Source organism: Bizionia argentinensis JUB59 (genome assembly GCF_000224335.1).
Lineage (GTDB): Bacteria > Bacteroidota > Bacteroidia > Flavobacteriales > Flavobacteriaceae > Algorimicrobium > Algorimicrobium argentinense.
Genome location: NZ_AFXZ01000002.1, coordinates 229,577 through 250,798 on the forward strand (window position 1 = coordinate 229,577; position 21,222 = coordinate 250,798).

Annotated in this window: 20 protein-coding genes; 13 read left to right on the forward strand and 7 right to left on the reverse strand. The window is 33.0% G+C overall.

The genetic code is table 11. The features are described 5' to 3' along the window. Positions 1-79: 79 nt before the first annotated feature. Positions 80-2,911, reverse strand: a complete 2,832-nt coding sequence (locus BZARG_RS01195) for a M16 family metallopeptidase (protein WP_040287874.1) — start codon at positions 2,909-2,911, stop codon at positions 80-82. Positions 2,912-3,025: 114 nt separating this feature from the next. Further along, positions 3,026-4,381, reverse strand: a complete 1,356-nt coding sequence (locus BZARG_RS01200; RefSeq protein ID WP_008634781.1) for a T9SS type A sorting domain-containing protein — start codon at positions 4,379-4,381, stop codon at positions 3,026-3,028. Between the two features lie 205 nt (positions 4,382-4,586). Between BZARG_RS01200 and BZARG_RS01205 the strand changes: the two genes are divergently transcribed. The 5 genes from BZARG_RS01205 to BZARG_RS01225 all read left to right on the forward strand — a co-directional run bounded on the left by BZARG_RS01205 (position 4,587) and on the right by BZARG_RS01225 (position 8,417). Next, positions 4,587-4,871 carry a DUF3817 domain-containing protein gene (locus BZARG_RS01205; RefSeq protein ID WP_008634655.1) on the forward strand — a complete coding sequence of 95 codons (285 nt, stop codon included), beginning with the start codon at positions 4,587-4,589 and terminating at the stop codon, positions 4,869-4,871. Then, positions 4,871-6,121 carry a mechanosensitive ion channel family protein gene (locus tag BZARG_RS01210; protein ID WP_008634787.1) on the forward strand — a complete coding sequence of 417 codons (1,251 nt, stop codon included), beginning with the start codon at positions 4,871-4,873 and terminating at the stop codon, positions 6,119-6,121. The genes BZARG_RS01205 and BZARG_RS01210 overlap by 1 nt, the downstream gene beginning before the upstream one ends. A gap of 91 nt (positions 6,122-6,212) precedes the next feature. Next, positions 6,213-7,046, forward strand: a complete 834-nt coding sequence (locus tag BZARG_RS01215) for an OmpA/MotB family protein (RefSeq protein WP_040287902.1) — start codon at positions 6,213-6,215, stop codon at positions 7,044-7,046. Between the two features lie 115 nt (positions 7,047-7,161). Further along, positions 7,162-7,605, forward strand: a complete 444-nt coding sequence (locus BZARG_RS01220; protein WP_008634789.1) for a GNAT family N-acetyltransferase — start codon at positions 7,162-7,164, stop codon at positions 7,603-7,605. Continuing rightward, positions 7,605-8,417: a DUF1853 family protein gene (locus BZARG_RS01225; RefSeq protein WP_008634494.1), complete on the forward strand. Its 813-nt coding sequence runs from the start codon at positions 7,605-7,607 to the stop codon at positions 8,415-8,417. Before BZARG_RS01220 ends, BZARG_RS01225 begins: the two co-directional genes overlap by 1 nt. Before the next feature lie 5 nt (positions 8,418-8,422). On the opposite strand, the gene BZARG_RS01230 is transcribed toward BZARG_RS01225, so the two are convergent. After that, positions 8,423-9,979 (reverse strand): DEAD/DEAH box helicase, encoded by a 1,557-nt coding sequence (locus tag BZARG_RS01230; RefSeq protein WP_008634645.1) that lies wholly within the window; start codon positions 9,977-9,979, stop codon positions 8,423-8,425. A 139-nt stretch (positions 9,980-10,118) separates the two neighbouring features. On the opposite strand from BZARG_RS01230, the gene BZARG_RS01235 reads away from it, so the two are divergent. Beyond that, the gene (locus tag BZARG_RS01235) at positions 10,119-10,700 is read left to right on the forward strand and encodes a pseudouridine synthase (protein ID WP_008634528.1); all 582 of its coding nucleotides are present in this window, start codon (positions 10,119-10,121) and stop codon (positions 10,698-10,700) included. A 2-nt stretch (positions 10,701-10,702) separates the two neighbouring features. Here BZARG_RS01235 and BZARG_RS01240 read toward each other — a convergent pair whose 3' ends face one another. Together BZARG_RS01240 and BZARG_RS01245 are read right to left on the reverse strand one after the other, a co-directional pair. Continuing rightward, positions 10,703-11,386, reverse strand: coding sequence for a hypothetical protein (locus tag BZARG_RS01240; RefSeq protein ID WP_123766852.1), 684 nt, complete (start codon positions 11,384-11,386; stop codon positions 10,703-10,705). Between the two features lie 193 nt (positions 11,387-11,579). Further along, entirely contained in the window at positions 11,580-12,005 is a 426-nt protein-coding gene (locus BZARG_RS01245) for a 3D domain-containing protein (RefSeq protein WP_008634556.1), read from the reverse strand. A 96-nt stretch (positions 12,006-12,101) separates the two neighbouring features. Between BZARG_RS01245 and BZARG_RS01250 the strand changes: the two genes are divergently transcribed. Next, positions 12,102-13,442 (forward strand): dipeptidase, encoded by a 1,341-nt coding sequence (locus BZARG_RS01250; RefSeq protein ID WP_008634801.1) that lies wholly within the window; start codon positions 12,102-12,104, stop codon positions 13,440-13,442. Positions 13,443-13,531: 89 nt separating this feature from the next. Here the strand turns inward: BZARG_RS01250 and BZARG_RS01255 are convergent, their stop codons facing one another. Then, the gene (locus BZARG_RS01255; protein ID WP_008634510.1) at positions 13,532-15,538 is read right to left on the reverse strand and encodes an alpha-ketoacid dehydrogenase subunit alpha/beta; all 2,007 of its coding nucleotides are present in this window, start codon (positions 15,536-15,538) and stop codon (positions 13,532-13,534) included. A 126-nt stretch (positions 15,539-15,664) separates the two neighbouring features. On the opposite strand from BZARG_RS01255, the gene BZARG_RS01260 reads away from it, so the two are divergent. The 6 genes from BZARG_RS01260 (at position 15,665) to BZARG_RS01285 (ending at position 19,850) form a co-directional block, all read left to right on the forward strand. Next, positions 15,665-16,615, forward strand: coding sequence for an isopenicillin N synthase family dioxygenase (locus BZARG_RS01260; protein ID WP_008634505.1), 951 nt, complete (start codon positions 15,665-15,667; stop codon positions 16,613-16,615). A 2-nt stretch (positions 16,616-16,617) separates the two neighbouring features. Further along, positions 16,618-16,947, forward strand: a complete 330-nt coding sequence (locus BZARG_RS01265; protein WP_008634625.1) for a translation initiation factor — start codon at positions 16,618-16,620, stop codon at positions 16,945-16,947. Further along, positions 16,947-17,873, forward strand: coding sequence for a hypothetical protein (locus BZARG_RS01270; RefSeq protein WP_008634171.1), 927 nt, complete (start codon positions 16,947-16,949; stop codon positions 17,871-17,873). Before BZARG_RS01265 ends, BZARG_RS01270 begins: the two co-directional genes overlap by 1 nt. A 3-nt stretch (positions 17,874-17,876) precedes the next feature. Further along, a complete protein-coding gene (locus BZARG_RS01275) occupies positions 17,877-18,749 on the forward strand; it encodes a nucleoside phosphorylase (RefSeq protein WP_008634410.1) in 873 nt (290 codons plus the stop codon). Next, on the forward strand, positions 18,746-19,600 hold the full coding sequence (locus BZARG_RS01280) for a substrate-binding domain-containing protein (RefSeq protein WP_008634808.1): 855 nt from the start codon (positions 18,746-18,748) through the stop codon (positions 19,598-19,600). The genes BZARG_RS01275 and BZARG_RS01280 overlap by 4 nt, the downstream gene beginning before the upstream one ends. A gap of 61 nt (positions 19,601-19,661) precedes the next feature. After that, positions 19,662-19,850: a hypothetical protein gene (locus BZARG_RS01285; protein ID WP_008634806.1), complete on the forward strand. Its 189-nt coding sequence runs from the start codon at positions 19,662-19,664 to the stop codon at positions 19,848-19,850. A gap of 691 nt (positions 19,851-20,541) precedes the next feature. Here BZARG_RS01285 and BZARG_RS01295 read toward each other — a convergent pair. Next, positions 20,542-21,207 carry a uracil-DNA glycosylase gene (locus BZARG_RS01295; RefSeq protein WP_008634640.1) on the reverse strand — a complete coding sequence of 222 codons (666 nt, stop codon included), beginning with the start codon at positions 21,205-21,207 and terminating at the stop codon, positions 20,542-20,544. Positions 21,208-21,222 lie beyond the last annotated feature (15 nt).

Below are 21,222 nucleotides of genomic sequence, written 5' to 3' on the forward strand. Positions count from 1 at the left end.
TTTGTGCAAAAATAGAAAATGCACAGCAGCAAACGAGCTACTATGCATTTAAAATTTAATTGATTTTTTACTTTTAGGTTTACATAGGATTACCGAAAATATCCAATTCTACTACAGGTTTGCCTAATTTCTTAACTTCTCCCCATTGTGACGCTTTATCGCCAACAATTACATAAATCATATCTGGCTCCTGTAAATAGCTATTGATGATGGTTTTATAATCTTCTAAAGTCATCGCTATTAATTCAGCTTGATTTTGTTCTATAAAATCATTAGAATAGCCATATTTACTAATGTTACGAAGGATACCTAATTTGGCTCCCAAACTTTCGTAAGCACGAGTACTTGCTTTTAATAATTTATTTTTGGTTAACGCTACGTCTTCTTCTGTAAAGTCATCAGCATAGTTGCTTACCATGTCTTTAATAATCTCTAAAGATTTCAAGGTTGCATTGGCACGAACACTAGAACTTACGGTAAACGGTGAAACTTCTAGACTATTTCCTATACTAGAATAAGCACCATAGGTATAACCTTTTTCAATACGTAAGGTTTGGAATAAACGACCACTAGAACCACCACCTAAAATTTCGTTGGCAAAATATAAATTTTCAGCCTCTTCATTTTTTGCTGATAAAGCCAATTTACCAATGTTAAAAACTGATTGTTTAGAATCAGGAACATCAATAAAGTAAACGGTATTCTTTTTAACTTCTAAAGGTAATTTAAATTCAGGAAGTTGCGGTGCTTCTCCTTTCCATGCATTTAAGTTTTCTAGAACGCCTAAAGTTTGAGATTTAGACATAGCACCTGCTATATGGAAATTAGCGTTTTTAGGAACTAAATTCGTGTAATACGCTTTTAAATCGGCCATACTTATATCCTTAACTGTTTCCAGTGTACCACTTCCAGGAATGGCAAAAGGATGGTTTTGCCCATATAACAATCGGCTGTAAGCAATGCTTGCAATAGCGTTTGGGTTGGATTCACGGTCCTTTAAACCCGTTTCCAAGCCTTGCTTAAGTCTAGCAAATTCTGATTCATCCCAACGAGGTTCTAAAATGATTTCTTTAACCAATGCTATGGTTTCCTCAAAGTTTTTAGCCAAACATGAGCCTGAAATGTGAAAATCTTCATTTGTAGAATACATATAAATACTAGCACCTAATAAACCAATAGCTTCCTCTAATTCTGCAGGTGTTTTATTTGCGGTACCTTCCATCATTAAATCACTTAAAAAGTTGGCAACGCCTGCTTTATTTGTAGGATCCAATAATTGTCCACCAGGAATAGTAATATCGAACTGAACTAAAGGTGTTTCGTTATTTTCAATACCATATATGCTTAATCCATTTTCTAAATTACCGGTCCATATTGTTGGCATTTTAAATTTAGGTAACTCCCCAAAAGCAGGTTCGCTTCTATCATATTTACTAACCGTTTTTTCGTAATCTGCTTCTTCACCTTGCCCTACTTCTTCACTGGCTACGTTTTGTTTAACTTCTTCGATCCAAACAGTAGCCTCTTTTGCGTTTTCAACCGCTAAATCTAATTGACCCTTTGGAACAACGCTCGTCATAACATAGTTTTTATTCTTAATGTATTGGTTATAAACACGCATAACATCATCGGCAGTTACCGCTTCTGTCAGTTTTGCAGTTTTGGTAATATAACTCGGATCACCACCAAATTCATTATCCTGTCCCAATTGGAAAGCCTTGCTTAAAACTGTACTAACTCCTTGATATAAGCCAGTTTCTAATTCAGCTTTTATTCGCTTTAAATCGCGATCATTAACGCCATTTTCTTCAAAACGTGTTAATCCAGAATCGATAGCTTTCTTAACCAAATCTAAATCGATTTGTGCATTTGCTCGCACTCGAAATTTAAACTCACCAGTTAATTCACTATTAGATTGGTAAGTTCCAATATTAGGCGCTAATTTTTGCTCTTCAACAACCACTTGATATAATGGTGCGTTTTTACTACCACTTAATAGTTGTCCTAATATTTGAAGTGCATACGAATCTTTATGGTATTCTTCAACGGACGGAAAAACCATGCGTAATTCTGGAAGTTTAGCAAAATTATCTTCAAAATATAAAGATTTTGTTTCGGTTAATGTTACTGGTTGTGGTTGTAAAGCTTCTACTTTAGGGCCACTAGGAATTTCTCCAAACCATTTTTTTACTAAAGATTTAGTTTCATCAAAATCTATATCACCAGCAATAACTAATGTGGCATTGCTTGCGCCATAGAACTGATTGTAAAACTCCTTAACATCTTCAATAGTTGCAGCTTGTAAATCTGGTAATGATCCTATAACCGTCCAGTTATATGGATGTCCTTCAGGATAAAGATTAGAACGAATAATTTCATCGGTATAACCATACGCGGCGTTATCTACACGTTGACGTTTTTCGTTTTTAACCACTTGTTTTTCACGCTCTAAAGCCGATTCTGTTACGGTATTAATCATATAGCCAAAACGGTCTGAATCAATCCATAAAATTTTCTCGAAAGCATCTTTTGGAACCACCTCATAATATACGGTATAATCGTTGGATGTTCCTCCATTACGGCTTCCACCCCATTCTGGAATCATTTTTCTATTGGCGCCAACAGGCACATTTTCAGAATCGTTAAAACTCATATGCTCGAAGAAATGAGCGAATCCTGTTTTTCCTGGTTTTTCACGATTGGACCCAACATGCATAATAGTTGCTACGGCAACAATAGGATCACTGGTATCTTGGTGCAAAATGACTTCGAGTCCATTATCTAAAGTGAATTTTTCGTAATCGATAGCAAAATCGTTTTCTAAAATTTGCGCTTGGTCTTTGGGTTTATCTTCACAAGACATACATAGAAGGAGAATAGCTAATAAGGTATAAATTTTTGGTTGCATCATGTTTTAGTTTAGAGTTTAAATATAATCAAACTCAACAAACACCAAAACTATTTAATAGATTATATAAATTATGCCTACTTATAGCTTTAAAGTAAAACTACTAAATCAAAGCATTTAATTAACAATAATTCTCTGAACAACTGATTTATTCAAAGAAGCCACTTTAACGAAATAAGCACCTGAACTTAAGGATGTAATATCCAAAGTATTTAAACCAGACTTGGCAACATGATGTTTTACCAATTGCGCATTCACATTAAAAATAGTTACAATATCATTTGCCTTTAAATTTTTAATATTCAAAAAATCGTGTATTGGATTTGGGTATAGTTCCAAAGAAATAGTTTCTCTTGCAGTAATAGCATCAATAGTCAAAAATCTTGAGCAATCTTCTTCATTTGAAACGAAATTTGATTCTTCATCAATATTCCAATCGGATAAAAAGGACGCATTTACATTATCAACAAAAATACAAGTTAAATTAAGATTCCCTTCCGTGTTAAAATTAGCCACATTATCGTTTGAGTTATTCCGAATATCCATGGACTGAAGGCTGTTGTTTTGCAATAATATATACCTCAAGTTAATGCTCATAGACACATCAATGTGATCAATTTTGTTATTAGAGGCGTTTAGCAAAAATAAATCTGGTGCGTTAAATAATTCTAATTCAGTAATATTATTATTATCACACATCAAGCGTTTAACATCTGGATTAAAAATTAAGTCCAGTTGATTGAGTTCATTATTGCTAACATTTATATAAGAAATATCAGCGCAATGGCTAAATGAAATAGTACTTAAATTATTGTTAGATATAGATAAGGTTTGTAACTCGAAATTATTTGAAATATTTAACGCACTTAAGTGATTATCATCTAAAAAAAGAGTTTCTAATACGTAATTGTTACTTACATCTAAACTTGTTAAATTATTGGAATAACACCATAAAACTTCTAATGCTAGGTTCTGGGTGAGATTTAAGGTAGAAAGGTTATTCAAGTTAGATGATAACAACTCTAGCTCAAACAAATGCTCGACGTTCAATGAATGTAATAAATTATTACTAACATAAATCTCTACTAAATCTAAATTTTGAGAAATATCCAATGTTTCTAAACTATTATTCTCAATATCTAGAATTCTCAATGCTATATTTTTAGATAAATCTAAATGAGAAATATTATTATTGTAAACATATAGGTTTTTAAGATTTGAAAAAGCCTCAATACCCGTTAAATCATGAATGCTTTTATTGTATATATTTAAGGTCGTAACAATTTCTGCATCGCTATTTAAAATATCACCAGTCAGGCCATTGGTGTCAATTCCCTGATTTATTAACGCAATTTCAAAATTATCATCAGAGATGGTTGTGGTATTTTGAGAATAAATGATTCCGCTAAATAACACCACAAAATAAAAAAATATAATGCGTAAAAGTTGTAAAAAGGAAATTGTTAATGTCAAAATCTTATCATTTTAAGACAATTTATTATTAAATGTATTATTTAACTAAAAGGGTAACTATTATAATCGATGTGCTAATCATTATAATCGGTAATCTACTTGTGAGTTGCATTTTAAGCGATAATTACGGCCGATAATTTATTGTTAAAAGCAGAGAAGATCCTTTTAGTAATTGTATTTTTGCACTTAATTTAAGAATTGAATTATGTTACAATTATTTCGCCTTATTGCATTTTTAGAAGGGATTAGTTACATCCTGTTATTGTTTATTGCCTCGCCCATAAAAGCATTTACTGGAGACGCTCAATATGTTAAAATGTTAGGAATGCCTCATGGGATTCTGTTTATAGCTTATGTTGTTTTGGCAATTGTAATAAGTAAAAGAATGCAATGGAGCAACGGCACTCTAGCCAAAGTTTTATTAGCTTCTATTCTACCTTTTGGAACATTTTATGTAGAATATAAATACTTGAAACAGAACCCGTCTTAATGATAGATTTACAATATTTTGTTTATGACTACTGTTTAGATGCGGGTTTATCTGAATCGCTTGCAAAGTTTATAAATATGCTTGGCTTGTTAATGGCTTTGCTTTTCGTTATAGTTATTACTGATTTTATATCACGAAAAGTATTATTGAATATTTTCAATCGATTTGCATCAAGATCTAAAACAAATTTTGACGATTTATTAGTTTCACACAAAGCACCAAAAAATTTAGCACATATAGTGCCTTTAGTCTTTACTCTAAAATTATTTCCACTTGTATTTGTTGATTATCCAGGCTTTGAGAGTGGTGTTTTTATTCTTCTTAAAGTTTACGGAACTGTACTATTGATCTGGATCATAAGAAGTGTTCTAAAAACTTTTGAATCCTATTTTAAAACACTTCCTAAATTAAAAGATAAACCTATTGATAGCTACATACAAGTTGGTATGCTCTTTATATGGGTTATTGGAATAGCATCAATTTTAGCCGTTGTTATTAATTTATCTTTCGGAAAATTCTTTGGTACTCTTGGAGCTGCTTCTGCTGTTTTATTATTAATATTTAAAGACACTATATTGGGTTTTGTAGCTAGCATTCAAGTGGCTATAAACGATTCTGTGCGCATTGGCGACTGGATTACCATGACAAAATATGGTGCAGATGGTGATGTTATTGAAATAAACCTGTCCACTGTTAAAGTGCAGAATTTCGATAAAACCATTACACATATTCCTACTTACGCATTAAATTCAGATTCCTTTACAAACTGGCGTGGTATGGCGGCTTCGGGTGGAAGACGCATTAAACGTGCTATTCTTATCAAATCTTCAAGTATTCATTATTTAATGGATGATCAAATTGAAAAACTGAAAAACATTGAGCTTATCAGTAGTTATTTAGAACAGAGACAAAGAGATATTTCAAATTATAATACGTCCAATAATATTGATAAAACCACTCTTATAAATGGTCGAAATTTGACTAATCTTGGTGTATTTCGTAAATATTTGCAAACCTATATTGAAAAACATTCAGCCATCAACAAAGACATGACAATTATGGTTCGTCAATTAGCACCAACAGCACAAGGTATACCTCTAGAAATTTATGCCTTTAGTAGTGATAAACGCTGGGTTAATTACGAATATATAATCTCTGATATCTTTGATCATTCTTTAGCTGCTGTTCCTTATTTTGATTTAGAAATCTTCGAATTACCTACCCAAATTGGAAGTTTAAACACCGACTAATTATGTTAAATTTATGTAAAAATAACAATTGAAACGTCTATAAGCGATAGTGCATCGTAACTATACTAAACTAAAACTTACTATAATTATGATTAAAAAAATTTCAATTCTTGTTTTTACAAGTGTCGTAGTCATGTCATGTGTTTCTAAAAAGAAATATGTTGCTCTTGAGCAAGAAAATGGTCAAATAACAAGTGAACTTCAGAAAACGCGTGTTGCTAAAGAAGATTTAGAAAATAAATTCGCAGAAATTCAAGCGCGAATAGACACGTATAACACCAAGCTTAATGAGCTAACAGAAGATAATGACGCTAAATTTGTTGCCGTTGGTGATGATATGCTAATTTCTAATGATACTAGAAAAAAGATGAATGAAACGCTTAAAAGTGTTGATCCTTCAGCTTTAGCTAAAGCAGAAACTTTAAAAGATTCCATGAATTTAGCCATTGGTTACAATTTACGTAAATCTATGGGTTCAAGTAGCTTTAGTGAAGACGATGATATTTCTATTAACATTGATGAAACGGTGGTTATGATTTCTATTTCAGATAAGTTATTATTTAATACCGCTAGTTATAGAGTTAATAGTAAAGCTAATAATATTTTACAAAAATTAGCTGATGTTATTAATTCAGAGCCGAGTATTGAAGTTATGGTAGAAGGCCATACAGATGCTAGAAGTATTAATACAGGTGCTGTAAAAGATAATTGGGACTTGAGTGTTTTACGTGCAACGTCGGTTGTTAGAAAACTACAAAAAGACTATAAAGTTGCTCCTGAAAAATTAATTGCTTCTGGTAGAAGTTTTTATTTACCAGTAGCGGATAATGATTCTGCAGACAATCGTTCTAAAAACAGACGCACGCGCATCATCATTTTACCAAACATCAACAAGTTTTTTGCCTTAATGGGATCAGACAAATAAATATTAAATTCATATATATATGAATTAGTCAAATTTAAAGGACTGCCAGATGGCGGTCCTTTTTATTTTGTTACTTTGCTCCAATTAATACAGTACTTTTAAAACATTAATTAAAATGATTAGAGCCTACATCAACCAGGACAGATTACAAGTAATGGATCTGTTAAAACAAAACACGCCAAAACACTTTGACATTTCCGAAGAAAGTGCTTTTGAAAACTATTGGGATTCTGAAATAGAGGATTATTTCGTTTCTTTAGAAGATTCTAAAATAATTGGTGCCGGTGGAATAAACTACTTTCTAGAAGAAAAAATGGCCAAAATATCTTGGGATATTATAGATCCACAAGCTCAAGGAAAAGGCATTGGAAAAGAATTAACCCAATTTAGAATTAATCATTTAAATAAAAATCCAAATGTTCATATAATAACAGTCCGAACGAGTCAACTTGTCTATACATTTTATGAAAAAATGGGATTCAAGCTAGTAAAAGTTAAACCTAATTTTTGGGCAAAAAATTTCCATCTTTATCAAATGGAAATGACAAACAAAAAGTAATGCAATCTGAATCAGAAAACATACAACGCCAATACCAAGGCTATAAACAAACACCCAATTTATGGGCAGGCGATGCTGTGTTTGGAATTTCGCAATTCTTATTAGTCGAAAAATACAAAGAAACTTTTAAAAGAACCTTGCCTGATAATCTGCGTTTGGGTAAACGTGTAGAGCAATTTGTTTATAATGAATTGGAACACGGTAAATCGATTTCAATTTTAGTCGAAAACATTCAGATACAAGATCAGAAGCAAACTATTGGGGAAATGGATGCTATTTTCACCTATCAAGATAAACCCATTCATCTAGAAATCGTTTATAAATTTTATGTATATGATGAATCTATTGGGACTTCAGAATTAGATCATTTTATTGGCCCTAACCGAAAAGATAGTTTAGTGGAAAAGTTAACCAAGCTTACAATCAAACAGCTTCCACTGCTCTACAAACATCAAACGGAAACTTTGCTGCATGATTTAAAATTAGATGTAAAAACCATTGCGCAAAAAGTCTGCTTTAAGGCGCAGTTATTTTTGCCTTATAATAAAAACGTTGATTTAAAGGTAGTCAACCAAAAATGTGTGGTTGGTTATTATTTAAAAGCAGAAGATTTACTTAATTTTAAAACTTCTAGTTTTTATTTCCCATCCAAACCAAATTGGTTACAACAACCTCACGATGCGGTAACTTGGAAAGATTACGCATCATCACATGGCGATTTTACCCAAATACATAACGAAAAACATGCCGCTTGTTGTTGGATAAAACGTCCCGATAATTCTATAGATAAATACTTTATTGTTTGGTGGTAAACTCGTTATTCTGCTTCTCTGCCATGCACTTCCAAAAATACTTCATCAAAATTACTACGTAAATAAGCGCGTAATTTTTTACGATAATCATCTTTCAGCCATTCAACAAAATTAAATGTACTCTTACTAATACATTTTGTGTAGCGGTGAATACGGTAATCAATATCATCACCCAGTTTTTTAGCTAAATCTAAAGCATCCCATAAATCCTCGCTATTTTCTACACATATTTTAGCGTGATGTTCAATGGAGCGCTCTAAAACTACTTTAGACGATTCGCCTGCTGTTACAGCAGCTATATATGTTTTCTTGATATTGAAATAAACATCTTCCGAATTTGCAAATGACTCACGCAAATCGTCAGGCATTTCATAACGGAAATTTTCTTCAATTTCTTCATCGGCTAAAATACCATCTAAATAGAAGTTTGGTGATCTAAAAATACGATGCCAATCTAAATCTGCTCCCCAAGGACCAAAACGATGTAAATTGTTTCCTAAATCTAAAACGGTAAACGTACTTTTATTCTTCAGAATACGAGACCCTCTACCAATCATTTGGTAGTATAAAGTTAATGATTTGGTAGCACGGTTTAAAACAATTGATTCCACTGTTGGTTCATCAAAACCAGTTGTTAAAATACTAACAGACGTTAAAATAGCATCTGGCGTTTCTTTAAACCATTTTAATATTTTTTTTCGCTCCTTTTTGGTATTAGTATTATCCAAGTGAGCTACTGGATAACCAGCCATTCTAAAGGTGTCATAAACGTGCAAAGACGTGTTAATACCATTGTTAAAAATCAAGGTCTTTTTGCCTTTACAACGTTCTTCATAAGCTTGAAGTAATTTGGAAAGCATATCATTATTGGTGTATAAATCTTCAGAAGATTTTACGGTGTAATCACCATTGGCACCAACAATTAAAGATGTTAATCCTACATTGTATGAATACACTTCCGCTTTTGCTAAAAACTCATTATTTATAAGCGACTCGATACTTTCACCCACGATTAATTCATCGTAATTGTCCTTCATTGGTAATTTAATGTTGGAACTTAATGGTGTTGCAGTCACGCCTAAAATAAACGCTTTTTCAAAAAACTTAAAAAGTTTGGTGAAAGAGTTATAGTGCGCTTCGTCAATAATGACTAAACCGATATCAGAAATATCTAGTTTATCTTCATTTAAACGGTTATTTAAGGTTTCAACCATGGCAACAAAGCAACTATACTGCGCTTGATCGTCCAAATTAGCCTTACTATTAACGACTTTATTCTCTACACCAAATTCGGTAAGCATACCAGAAGTTTGTCGGCATAACTCAATACGGTGAGTCATAACCAACACTTTCTTTTTATGGTGTTTTAAATACTGTCTTACAATTTCGGAGAAAATAACGGTCTTACCACCACCTGTTGGCAATTGATACAACAAATGATAGTCTTCTGGGGCTTCTTCAAAACTTTTAAAAATTTTGTTAATTGCTCCCTTTTGGTAACTATAAAGATTTTTACCTTCTTTTCTATCCTCTAATTCTGATAATGAAATACTCGTGCTCATAGGTTTTTGCAATGTGCAAAAATACGTACTTTTCAAGGTTTATCAAGAACTTTTTTAAAATAATTATCGATACTTTTTAAACAATGTCGGTTTTAAACTTAATTTTGTTCCTTAATAGCAATTTTATATTTTTAAAAGCGTGACCAAACAACCCATTTTTCATTTTAAACTCTTTAAACCTTATGGCTTTATTAGTCAGTTTATTATTAATGGGAAACAAAAAAGAAATAAACGTTTATTAGGTGAATTATTCAATTTTCCTGAAAATACTATGGCTATTGGAAGATTAGATGAAAATTCAGAAGGTTTGCTACTGCTAACAACAGATGGCAAAACAAGCACATATGTTACGGGTGGCAAAATAGAAAAGGAGTATTATGTTCAAGTGGATGGCACTATAACCGCTGAAGCTATAACTACGCTTCAAACCGGAGTGAGCATAACCGTAAACGCCAAACCGTATCTTACAAAGCCAGGAAAAGCTTATGTTTTAGATGCCACTCCTGATTTTCCAGAGCGTGGTAAAAAAATTAGAGATGCGCGACATGGACCAACCACGTGGATTTCAATAACTATAAAGGAAGGGAAATATAGACAAGTTAGAAAAATGACGTCGGCTGTTGGCTTTCCAACCCTTCGATTAGTTCGTGTTCGAGTGGGAACAATTATTTTAGGTGATTTAGAAATGGGACATGTAGAACCGTTAGAAACAATTCAATAAGGCTATTCTTTTACTACAATAAGTGTTGCTTTTACACCTGTGGCTAAATTCCACTGGCTTCCAACAATGGTTTTACCGTCCTCATCCCGAATTTGTAATTCCGCAGTATTAGGACCAGAATCACCTTGGTTTAAGGCTTGAAAATCTATTTTATTAAAACCTTTTTCTAAAGGTAGGATAAATCCTTTAAAAGAACTTTCTAGTAAGACATTGTGTTTTACAATAACATCATTTACATATATCCGAACCCGGTCACCATCTGGAGACATATGATCTCTATAAATAACGTTAACTTGGTTTGCTGTTGTTGTAAAATCGCCTAAATATTGCGTTTCTGTACTACCACCTTGAGCACCTCGACCTTCTCTTTCGGAGTATTTAGAAAGTTTCTTAACTTGTTTCTCATACAATTCACCTGGATTTCCAAACTTTTCACCATACATGGAAAAAGGTTTATCATCGGTATTTAAACCAGAATTATTAGGAACGGATAAACCATTAATTTTACCAGTATTAGGTTTAAAGTAATCATTGTTTTCTATAGGACTTATTTTAAATTCACTATCCCCAGAATCCGATTTTACCGCAGGTATGGGTGTAAATGCATTTGGATTGTCATCCACTTGTGCTATTGCTGGAGAAGCAACAAAAAGTAAAATTAGGGTACATAATAAATAAGCCTTCATGTTCATAGAGACGTTAATCAAAGTGATTTTAAGCTGGACAGTTCAAAAACTATACCTAAAAAAATTATTCCGGATAAATATATAGTAAAAATTATGGTTTAGTTAAACTTCCTATTTAATTTAAGAGAACATTAATAATAGTATGGCTTCCAAATGAAATCACCCCATAATATTTAAGTAGAAATTAGAAGGTCTAATCTTCATCTTCTAGTTTTAAAATAGGTTCGTTTTTTATACCATAAGCAATTGACACCTTTTTTCTACCCCATTTTTTTGCAGCTTTAACATCCAATCCCATATAAATATCTATTCGTTTCTTCCAGCGCCAATGCATTTTGTCTTTAACAATATACAATCCATTTAAGCCTTCAATAGCAACTGGTGTATTATGTTCTAAACCTAGCTTCAGTAAATCGCGAGAAACGGCAATATACTTAAGCCCTGGTTTTAGGCTATCCCCAAATGCAGTAATCTGCGGATTGGAATTAGTTTGATAAGCTAATGAATTAAAAGCTGTCGCTGTAACTGTTAATTTGTTCCATGTATAATCATTGGGCTTATCAGCCTTACAACTAATAATCAAAATTACTACTATGAATAATGTTTGGTGTCTTTTCATATTGCCTGAAACTTTAAAGATAGTATTTTATAAAGAAACTTTCATACGTCCAAGTTTTTTGTAACTTCACATCTTACCCAAAAAACCAAATTACAGATGAAATCAATTTATGTTGCTAGTGCTTTATTTTTTATGTTATTCAGTTGTAAAAATGAAGCTAAACAAACCGAAGTTATCAATTCCGAACCCGAACAAGTAGCCGTAACACCAGAAATGATTGAGCGTGCTAAAGGTATTCATGAACGTGTTATTACCTTGGATACTCACGATGATTTTAATGTGAATAATTTTACAGATTCCATAAATTATACACAAAATTTAAATTCGCAAGTCACACTTCCAAAAATGAAGGCCGGTGGATTAGATGTAGCCTGGTTTATTGTTTATACAGGTCAAGACACCTTATCTAATGAAGGTTATACAAAAGCCCATGAGAAAGCTATGGATAAATTTAATGCCATTCACCGCTTGGTTACTGACATTGCTCCAGAAGAAATTGAACTGGCAGTAAGTTCAGATGATGTGCGACGAATCCATGCTTCTGGTAAAAAAATTGCTATGATTGGTATTGAAAATGGTTATCCAATTGGAATGGATATTAAAAATGTCGGTAAATTTTACGATTTAGGAGGTCGCTACATGTCCCTTTCTCATAATGGTCATAGCCAACTAAGTGATAGTAATACAGGTGAAGAAGACGATGTATGGCTTCACAATGGTTTAAGTCCATTAGGAAAAGAAGTTGTTGTAGAAATGAATCGTTTAGGAATGATGATTGATGTTTCTCATCCATCAAAAGAGGCTATGCGTCAGATGATAGAAATTAGTAAAGCACCTATTATTGCATCGCACTCTTCAGCTCGTGCGCTTTGTGACCACAGTCGTAATTTAGATGATGAGCAATTACAATGGTTAAAGGATAATGGTGGTGTCGTACAAACTGTTGCTTTTGATGCGTATTTAAACACGGAGAAAGTTGAAGCACGAAAAGAAGCTTTAAAAAGTATACAAATAAAAGTTGCCGATTCAATGGGCGTTAAGTGGTATAATTCTCGTGAGGAAGTTATGGCATTAAGCGATGATAAAAAAGAAGCATTTTATGAGTATTATGCAGATGTTACACGCTTAGCTAATGACAAGGCTAAAAACATTGCAGACTTCCCTCCTGCTGTTAATGTTGCAGATTTTGTAGACCATATTGACTATATAGTTGATAAAATAGGTATTGAATACGTTGGTATTAGTAGTGATTTTGATGGCGGAGGTGGTATTGAAGGTTGGTCAGATGCTTCTGAAACTTTTAATGTTACTCTAGAGCTGGTTCGTCGTGGTTATACGGAGGCCGAAATCAGCAAACTATGGAGCGAAAACTTGTTACGTGTTTTAGATAAGGTTCAAGCTATTGCCAAAGATTTGCAAAATGGAAAGGATAGTTAATTAGAAAAGTATATAAGCAAAAACCGCATTGAAAGTTCATTTTTTCAATGCGGTTTTTTTATAGTATTAAATCAATAAAAATATTTTAGTTAGTAAGCCAATAATTCTTTTAAAGCCTTTTCAAACTTACCTTTTCCTAAATATTGTGCTTCTAGTTGATTGATAAAAGGAATTGGTGTTTCCATACTCGCAACACGTTTTACAGGTGCATCTAAATCTTTAAAACAATTTTCCATTATCATAGCTGATATATCGGATGCTATTCCGCCAAAAAGTGAATCTTCTTGCAAAATAATTACACGACCCGTTTTTCTAACTGATTCAAAAATAGCTGCGGTATCTAAAGGTTGCAAAGTTCTCAAGTCTATTAAATCCGCCTTAATATCTGAATTGTTGTCCAAGGTTTCTAAAGCCCAATGCACAGCTGCTCCGTAGGAAATAATGGTTACATCTTCACCTTCTCGTAAAAGTGCGGCCTTTCCGAATGGAATGGTAAAGTAATCGGTTGGGACATCCTGACGAATGCTTCTATATAAAGCTTTATGTTCAAAAAACAATACTGGGTTTGGGTCATTAATAGCCGTTGCCAATAAACCTTTGGCATCATAAGGAAAAGCTGGGTAAACCACTTTTAAACCTGGCGTTTTAGTAAACCAGGCTTCGTTGGTTTGTGAGTGGAATGGTCCTGCAGCAACACCTGCTCCACAAGGCATTCTTACCACCACATCTGCATGTTGATTCCAACGATAATGAGATTTTGCTAAATAATTTACAATCGGGTTAAATCCAGACGTTACAAAATCAGCAAATTGCATTTCTACAACTGATTTCATTCCAGAAATACTAAGCCCCATTCCTACCTCTACAATTGCCGATTCGCAAATAGGTGTATTTCTAACGCGATCTTTTCCAAATTGATCGACAAAACCATCGGTTATTTTAAAAACACCACCATATTCAGCCACATCCTGACCCATGATTATTAAATCATCATGGCGCTCCATAGATTGTTTTAAACCTTCTGAAATAGCATCAATTAATCGGATTTCTGCTGTTTCTGAATTCGGTTTAATATCCTGATACGAATATGATTTATAAACATCACTTAATTCAGTAGATTCATCTGCAACGACATCGTCTTCTAGAAAAGCGGTATGTAAATTCGTGTTTATTTCGTCAATTATTTTAGCTCGCCATTCTGAATCTTGCGTATCTGTTAGAATATTTTCAGACATTAAGAAAGCTTGAAAATTTTCTAACGGATCTTTTTTAGCCCACATGTCTAACAAGTCTTGCGGGACATATTTAGTACCACTTGCCTCTTCATGCCCACGCATTCTGAAGGTTTTAAATTCAATGAGAATAGGACGTGGGTTTTGGCGAGCACTTTCAGCCAACTCACGCATCTTCGTATAAACTTCTATGATATTATTACCGTCTATAATATGCGATTCCATACCGTAACCTACAGCACGATCAGCAATATGTTCGCAGTTATATTGTTCGTTTGTTGGCGTGGATAGTCCATAACCGTTATTTTCTACACAGAATAAAACCGGCAATTGCCAAACGGAAGCCACGTTTAAAGCTTCGTGAAAATCACCTTCACTTGTTCCGCCTTCACCAGTAAAAACAGCAGTAACTTGTTTTTTGTTTTTCAATTTACTTGCCAGTGCAATCCCATCTGCAACCCCTAATTGTGGTCCTAAATGAGAAATCATGCCGACTATTTTAAATTCTTGTGTTCCAAAGTGAAACGATCGATCACGTCCTTTCGTAAAGCCATTTGCTTTTCCTTGCCATTGGCTAAATAAACGGTACAATGGAATGTCACGCGTAGTAAAAACACCTAAATTTCGGTGCATTGGTAAAATATATTCTTCTGAATTCAAAGCCATAGTTACACCTACTGAAATGGCCTCTTGGCCTATTCCAGAAAACCATTTAGAAACTTTACCTTGACGCAATAGAATTAACATCTTCTCCTCTATTAAGCGCGGTTTAAGCATGCGCTTGTAGAGGTTTAATAATTCATCGCTACTAAGATCTAATTTACTATACGCTATATTACTAAAAGTTGTTGCTGTCTGATTCATAAAAGCTGTTTGTCAAATATACTATGAAATTGATAATTTCAAAAAGTAATCGAATAATAAATACTATTTCAATCTTTATTATGTTTTCGTACATTTGTAACACTTACTTATAAAACTCGAAACAATATGAATATCATACCAAGTGTTAATTTAAAAGATTTCACATCGGGAGATCCAAAGCGCAAACAGCAATTTGTAAACGCTATTGGAAAAGCTTACGAAGATATTGGCTTTGTGGCTTTAAAAGGACACTTTTTAGATGACAAATTGGTCGATAATCTTTATGGTGAAGTCAAAAATTTCTTTGCTTTACCACTAGAAACCAAACGGAAATATGAAATTGAAGGTATTGCAGGTCAACGTGGTTACATTTCTTTTGGAAAAGAAAGCGCAAAAGGCAAAAAGGAAGGTGATTTAAAAGAGTTCTGGCACTTTGGCCAATATGTTGAAAACAATCCGAAACTTGAAGCAGAATATCCTAGAAACGTACAGGTTACAGAATTACCAGCATTTAATAAAGCAGGTAAAGAAACTTACCGTATGTTGGAAAAAACAGCTAAATATGTTTTGCGTGCTTTAGCGCTTCATTTGGAATTAGAAGAAACCTATTTTGACAAATTTATTCAGAATGGTAACAGTATTTTACGCCCCATACATTACCCTCCAATTATTGATGAACCAAAAGATGCAGTTCGTGCGGCAGCTCACGGCGATATTAATTTAATTACCTTACTAATGGGCGCCCAAGGTCGCGGCTTACAAGTACAAAATCATGCCGGTGAATGGTTGGACGCCATTGCAGAACCAGATGAATTGATGATAAATGTGGGCGATATGTTATCGCGTCATACCAATAATAAACTAAAATCGACAATCCATCGTGTTATCAACCCACCAAGAGAACTTTGGGGAACATCGCGCTATTCTATGCCATTTTTTATGCATCCTGTAAGTGATATGAAGTTGGATGTTTTAGACAGCTGTATTGATGAAAATAATCCAAAGCAATTTGAAGATATTACGGCAGGCGAATTTTTAACAGAACGTCTGATTGAATTAGGATTAATTAAAAAATAAACATGGATATACAAGATCAATTAAAAAATCTTTTTCCAGAGCACATTAAGGAAGAACCAGAAGAAACATCTGACAATAATGATAGTTTGTGGATTCAGGACGATCCAATTATGTGTAAATATGAAAAGCGAAAAGGCAAGCCTATTACTATTATTGACGGTTATACTGGCGCAACCGAAGACTTTAAATTATTAGCCAAAGAACTAAAAACAACCTTAAGTGTTGGTGGTAGTTTTAAAGATGATAAAATTATTATTCAAGGGGATTTCCGTGATAAAATTATGACAATCCTTAAAGATAAAGGGTTTTCAGTTAAACGTGTTGGAGGTTAATGAACAGTAAAACCCTTCATATAACGAATGGCCAAAAATTAACAATCTACTTAAAAAGTTTAGATGTTGATGGAACTTTTTTAACATGGCAAGAAATGCTATGTGAAGGGCCTACTCTAGAACAAATGGATTCTCGAATTTTTTTAGATATTCGGAAAAAATTTTTACAAGATTTTTATGAGATTGAAGTAGATGAAGACTTGGTGAAACAGGAATTAAGCATTTTGAATGAGCCAAAAGTGTTTTCTGAAGTTGTTTTGTGGTTTGACTTCGATTTGTTTTGCCATATAAATATGTTGAGTGTCATAAAACTACTCTCAGAAAAACAAGTGAAGCTGCCCTTATATTTGGTATGTAGTGGTCGTGTTGAAGATGAAAAAAATTTAAAAAGACTTACGGAACTCACCCGAAGTCAATTATTAGACCATTACAAGAATAAAATACGCCTATTAGATTCTGATAAAGATTTAGCAAGAACTCTTTGGCATATTTACTGTGGAAAAGATCATAATTTGTTAAAACCTTACATTATTAAAAAATCATCATTTATATACTTAAATAGTTGCTTAAAAGCACATTTAACACGTTTCCCTAATCAAAAAAATGGTTTAAGCGTTTTAGAAGAAAACATACTATCCATAATTCATGATAAAAATGTTAAAACAAAAGATCATTTATTGGGTTATGCCTTAAATTTCCAAGGTTATTATGGTTATAATGCTATTCAAATGAGACGGAAAATAAACATATTATCTCTTTTTTATGAAGATTCAGGAAGCCAAATTGAGCTTAATCGCAAGGGGCATGAAGCTTTAATGGGAACCCAAAACTTTGCTTCTTTAGTAAATAATAACATGACCTATGGTGGTGTTAAATGCTTGGACTTTTACTTTAGTAGCGAGCGCAACGAACTTATAAAAAAATAAATTATGCCTATAAAGGAGTCTGAATTAATACTAAATTCGGATGGTAGTGTTTACCATTTAAATCTAAAGCCAGAAAATATGGCTGACACCATTATTTTTGTAGGAGATCAGGATCGTGTTGAGAAAATAACCAAGCATTTTGATTCTATAGAGTTTTCTACTCAAAAGCGTGAATTTAAAACACAAACAGGTGTTTATAAGGGAAAACGGTTAACGGTAATTTCAACCGGAATTGGCCCTGATAATATTGACATTGTAGTTAATGAATTGGACGCATTAGTAAATATTGATTTAAAAACACGGCAGCCCAAAAAGAGTTTGAAGTCTTTAAATATTGTACGAATAGGAACTTCTGGTTCCCTGCAAAATGATATCCCTGTTAATAGTTTTGTAATAGGATCTCATGGATTAGATTTAAATGGTTTATTACATTTTTATCAAATTGAAAAATTTTCAAATCCCGAAATTGAAGATGCGTTTATAAAACATACCGATTGGTATAGTAATAAATCCAAGCCCATTTTAATTGGCAACAGTCCATTTTTAGAAAAGCATTTTACTTCTAAAAAAACACATAACGGAATTACTGCAACTGCTATCGGTTTTTATGGACCTCAAGGTCGCGTTTTACGTTTGCCGGTTCAGGATCCGGATTTAAACTCTAAAATGGATTCCTTTGCTTATAAAAATCACCGTATTACCAATTTAGAGATGGAAACATCTGCTATTTATGGCTTGTCAAAACTATTAGGGCATCACGCTATATCTATAAATGCTATTATTGCAAACCGGGCAAACGGCACATTTAGTCAAGACCCGAAAAAAGTAGTTGAAGAATTAATTGTGTACGTATTGAATAAAATAACAAGCTTATGAAAACTGTAAATATAGGTGGCGTTCCTGAACATTTTAATCTCGCTTGGTATTTAACACTTAAAAATGGCGATTATAAAAATGAAAACATCAATTTACGTTGGCATGATTATCCCGGCGGAACCGGTGAAATGAATGAAGCACTCCGTAAGGGAGAAATTGATATTGCAGTTATTTTAACTGAAGGTATAATTAAAGATATTATTGAAGGAAACCCTTCTAAAATTGTACAAACCTTTGTGGAAACACCATTAATTTGGGGAATTCATGTGGGTGCAAACTCCACCTACCAATCACTTGAAGACCTAAAAGGTAGTAAAGCAGCAATTAGTCGCTATGGTTCTGGCTCACACCTCATGGCTTATATCAATGCTCAAAACAATCATTGGGATATTAAAAAAGAATTGCAATTTGAAGTTGTCCAAGATTTAAATGGCGCCGTTGATGGACTTACAAATGGGAAAGCCGACTATTTTATGTGGGAAAAATTTATGACCAAACCATTGGTAGATAAGGGTGTTTTTAGACGTTTAGGGAGTTGTCCAACACCTTGGCCATGCTTTGTAATAGCTGTGAGAGATACTTTTCTTGAAAATGATGCAGATACATTACAAACCATTTTAAAAATTATTAATAAAGCAACCACAGAATTTAAATCTATTCCAAATATAGATCAGGTTATTGCCAAACGCTACGATCAGAAACTGGAAGATGTCCAAGAATGGTTATCATTAACGGAATGGTCACAAAGCAGTATGTCAGAAACCACTATAGATAATGTTCAGGAACAGTTATTAGCATTGAATATTATTCCGAAATCAGTTCCTTATAATACTTTAGTGCATAATTTATAAATACGATAATTCTTTTTTAAATTAAGTTTTTTAACACCCCACTTTATTAAGAAATGTTTCATTGGTAAGTCGCGAATCGGTTGATAGTGTAGAATATTCACCCGAATTAGATACCAATCAAATACAATCTTTTTATGAAAAGCAATTACCTATTCCTAATATTAGATCGTTGTTTACCTTGTCTATTTTATTTGATTATTTTGGTTTTTTTAATAAAGAATTAGTATCAATAGCATCTTATACTTATTAGCCTGAATTTTTCAGGCTAATTAAGAATACATTAAAACCGCTTATTATTTTACAAAACGACATACTGAGAGAAAATAGTTTATGTCAAATATCTTTTAAATTTATCACGTTAATAAATCAAATTATTGAATTCACTTTTAATACTTCTCTAGCATACTTCACTAAAAACAACTAGTAATCATATAGTTAAAAAACGTTCATTACGTCGATAAGTATTATTAATTATCTAAATCTTAAGTAATTTAACTTACATTTGCGGTATTGTGTTCAATCATAAAAATTGCTTATGCTATTAATCATTACCATATTACTGTCTTTTTTGGTTGCAGTTAACTTTATATTACTAGTTTTTAGTTGCAACAAAACAGCAAACCGTACCAAAAAAAGTTTGGAAAACAAGCATATATTTGCGGTTACCAAAAACAACGTAATTCCTACCGCGACCGTTCAACTTGCAGCAACAGGGAGTTAATTTATTTTAATACAGAATCTTCATATCTATATACAGTTAAAATTAAATACCAAGCTTTCTTAATTGCCGCATATCGTTATCATCATCAATTCGGTAACTGATAAGAATACTTTTGATTAATGGAAAGTATTATAAATAATAACGCAATTATTGAATTTAAAATGAATACTAACTTTCTTTAATTTATTGCCAACTTATATATTACAACTATAGTAATTAATCACCAGTTTATTGCTCTAAAACCTTTACGCTCCAAAATCTGATTTGCTTTACTGAAATGTTTATTGCCAAACCAATATCCGCGATTAGCGCTCAATGGCGATGGATGACCACTGGTTAAAATCGTATGTTTTGTGGAATCAATTAACTTCGATTTCTTTTTAGCGAATCCACCCCAAAGTAGGAAAACCACATCGTTTTGTTTTTCACTAATTATCTTTATCACCGAATCTGTAAAAGTTTCCCAACCTTGTTTTTGATGACTTCCAGCCTCATGAGCCCTAACCGTTAAGGTTGCATTCAATAGTAAAACACCTTGTTCAGCCCAAGATATTAGATTTCCACTCTCTGGAGTCGCTTTATTTATATCGGTTTCTAATTCTTTAAATATATTTTTTAACGACGGTGGATGCGCTATGCCATCTTGAACACTAAAACATAAACCGTTAGCTTGCCCAACGCCATGATATGGATCCTGACCAATTATTACGACTTTAATATTATTAAAATGACAGGCATTAAAAGCTTGAAAAACTTCAGAGGATGGCGGGTAGCACGTCTGATGTTGATATTCAGATTTCACAAAAGTCATTAAATTTTCAAAATATGGCTTATTAAACTCATCTTTTAAATAGGGTTTCCAACTTTCGTGAATATTTAGGTCCATTTTTTATAACTTTTT

Coding starts and splice junctions, on each gene's coding strand:
- BZARG_RS01195 (WP_040287874.1), bottom strand. CDS start 2,911: ATGATGCAACCAAAAATTTATACCTTATTAGCTATTCTCCTTCTATGT.
- BZARG_RS01205 (WP_008634655.1), top strand. CDS start 4,587: ATGTTACAATTATTTCGCCTTATTGCATTTTTAGAAGGGATTAGTTAC.
- BZARG_RS01210 (WP_008634787.1), top strand. CDS start 4,871: ATGATAGATTTACAATATTTTGTTTATGACTACTGTTTAGATGCGGGT.
- BZARG_RS01220 (WP_008634789.1), top strand. CDS start 7,162: ATGATTAGAGCCTACATCAACCAGGACAGATTACAAGTAATGGATCTG.
- BZARG_RS01225 (WP_008634494.1), top strand. CDS start 7,605: ATGCAATCTGAATCAGAAAACATACAACGCCAATACCAAGGCTATAAA.
- BZARG_RS01230 (WP_008634645.1), bottom strand. CDS start 9,979: ATGAGCACGAGTATTTCATTATCAGAATTAGAGGATAGAAAAGAAGGT.
- BZARG_RS01240 (WP_123766852.1), bottom strand. CDS start 11,386: ATGAAGGCTTATTTATTATGTACCCTAATTTTACTTTTTGTTGCTTCT.
- BZARG_RS01245 (WP_008634556.1), bottom strand. CDS start 12,005: ATGAAAAGACACCAAACATTATTCATAGTAGTAATTTTGATTATTAGT.
- BZARG_RS01250 (WP_008634801.1), top strand. CDS start 12,102: ATGAAATCAATTTATGTTGCTAGTGCTTTATTTTTTATGTTATTCAGT.
- BZARG_RS01255 (WP_008634510.1), bottom strand. CDS start 15,538: ATGAATCAGACAGCAACAACTTTTAGTAATATAGCGTATAGTAAATTA.
- BZARG_RS01260 (WP_008634505.1), top strand. CDS start 15,665: ATGAATATCATACCAAGTGTTAATTTAAAAGATTTCACATCGGGAGAT.
- BZARG_RS01265 (WP_008634625.1), top strand. CDS start 16,618: ATGGATATACAAGATCAATTAAAAAATCTTTTTCCAGAGCACATTAAG.
- BZARG_RS01270 (WP_008634171.1), top strand. CDS start 16,947: ATGAACAGTAAAACCCTTCATATAACGAATGGCCAAAAATTAACAATC.
- BZARG_RS01275 (WP_008634410.1), top strand. CDS start 17,877: ATGCCTATAAAGGAGTCTGAATTAATACTAAATTCGGATGGTAGTGTT.
- BZARG_RS01280 (WP_008634808.1), top strand. CDS start 18,746: ATGAAAACTGTAAATATAGGTGGCGTTCCTGAACATTTTAATCTCGCT.
- BZARG_RS01295 (WP_008634640.1), bottom strand. CDS start 21,207: ATGGACCTAAATATTCACGAAAGTTGGAAACCCTATTTAAAAGATGAG.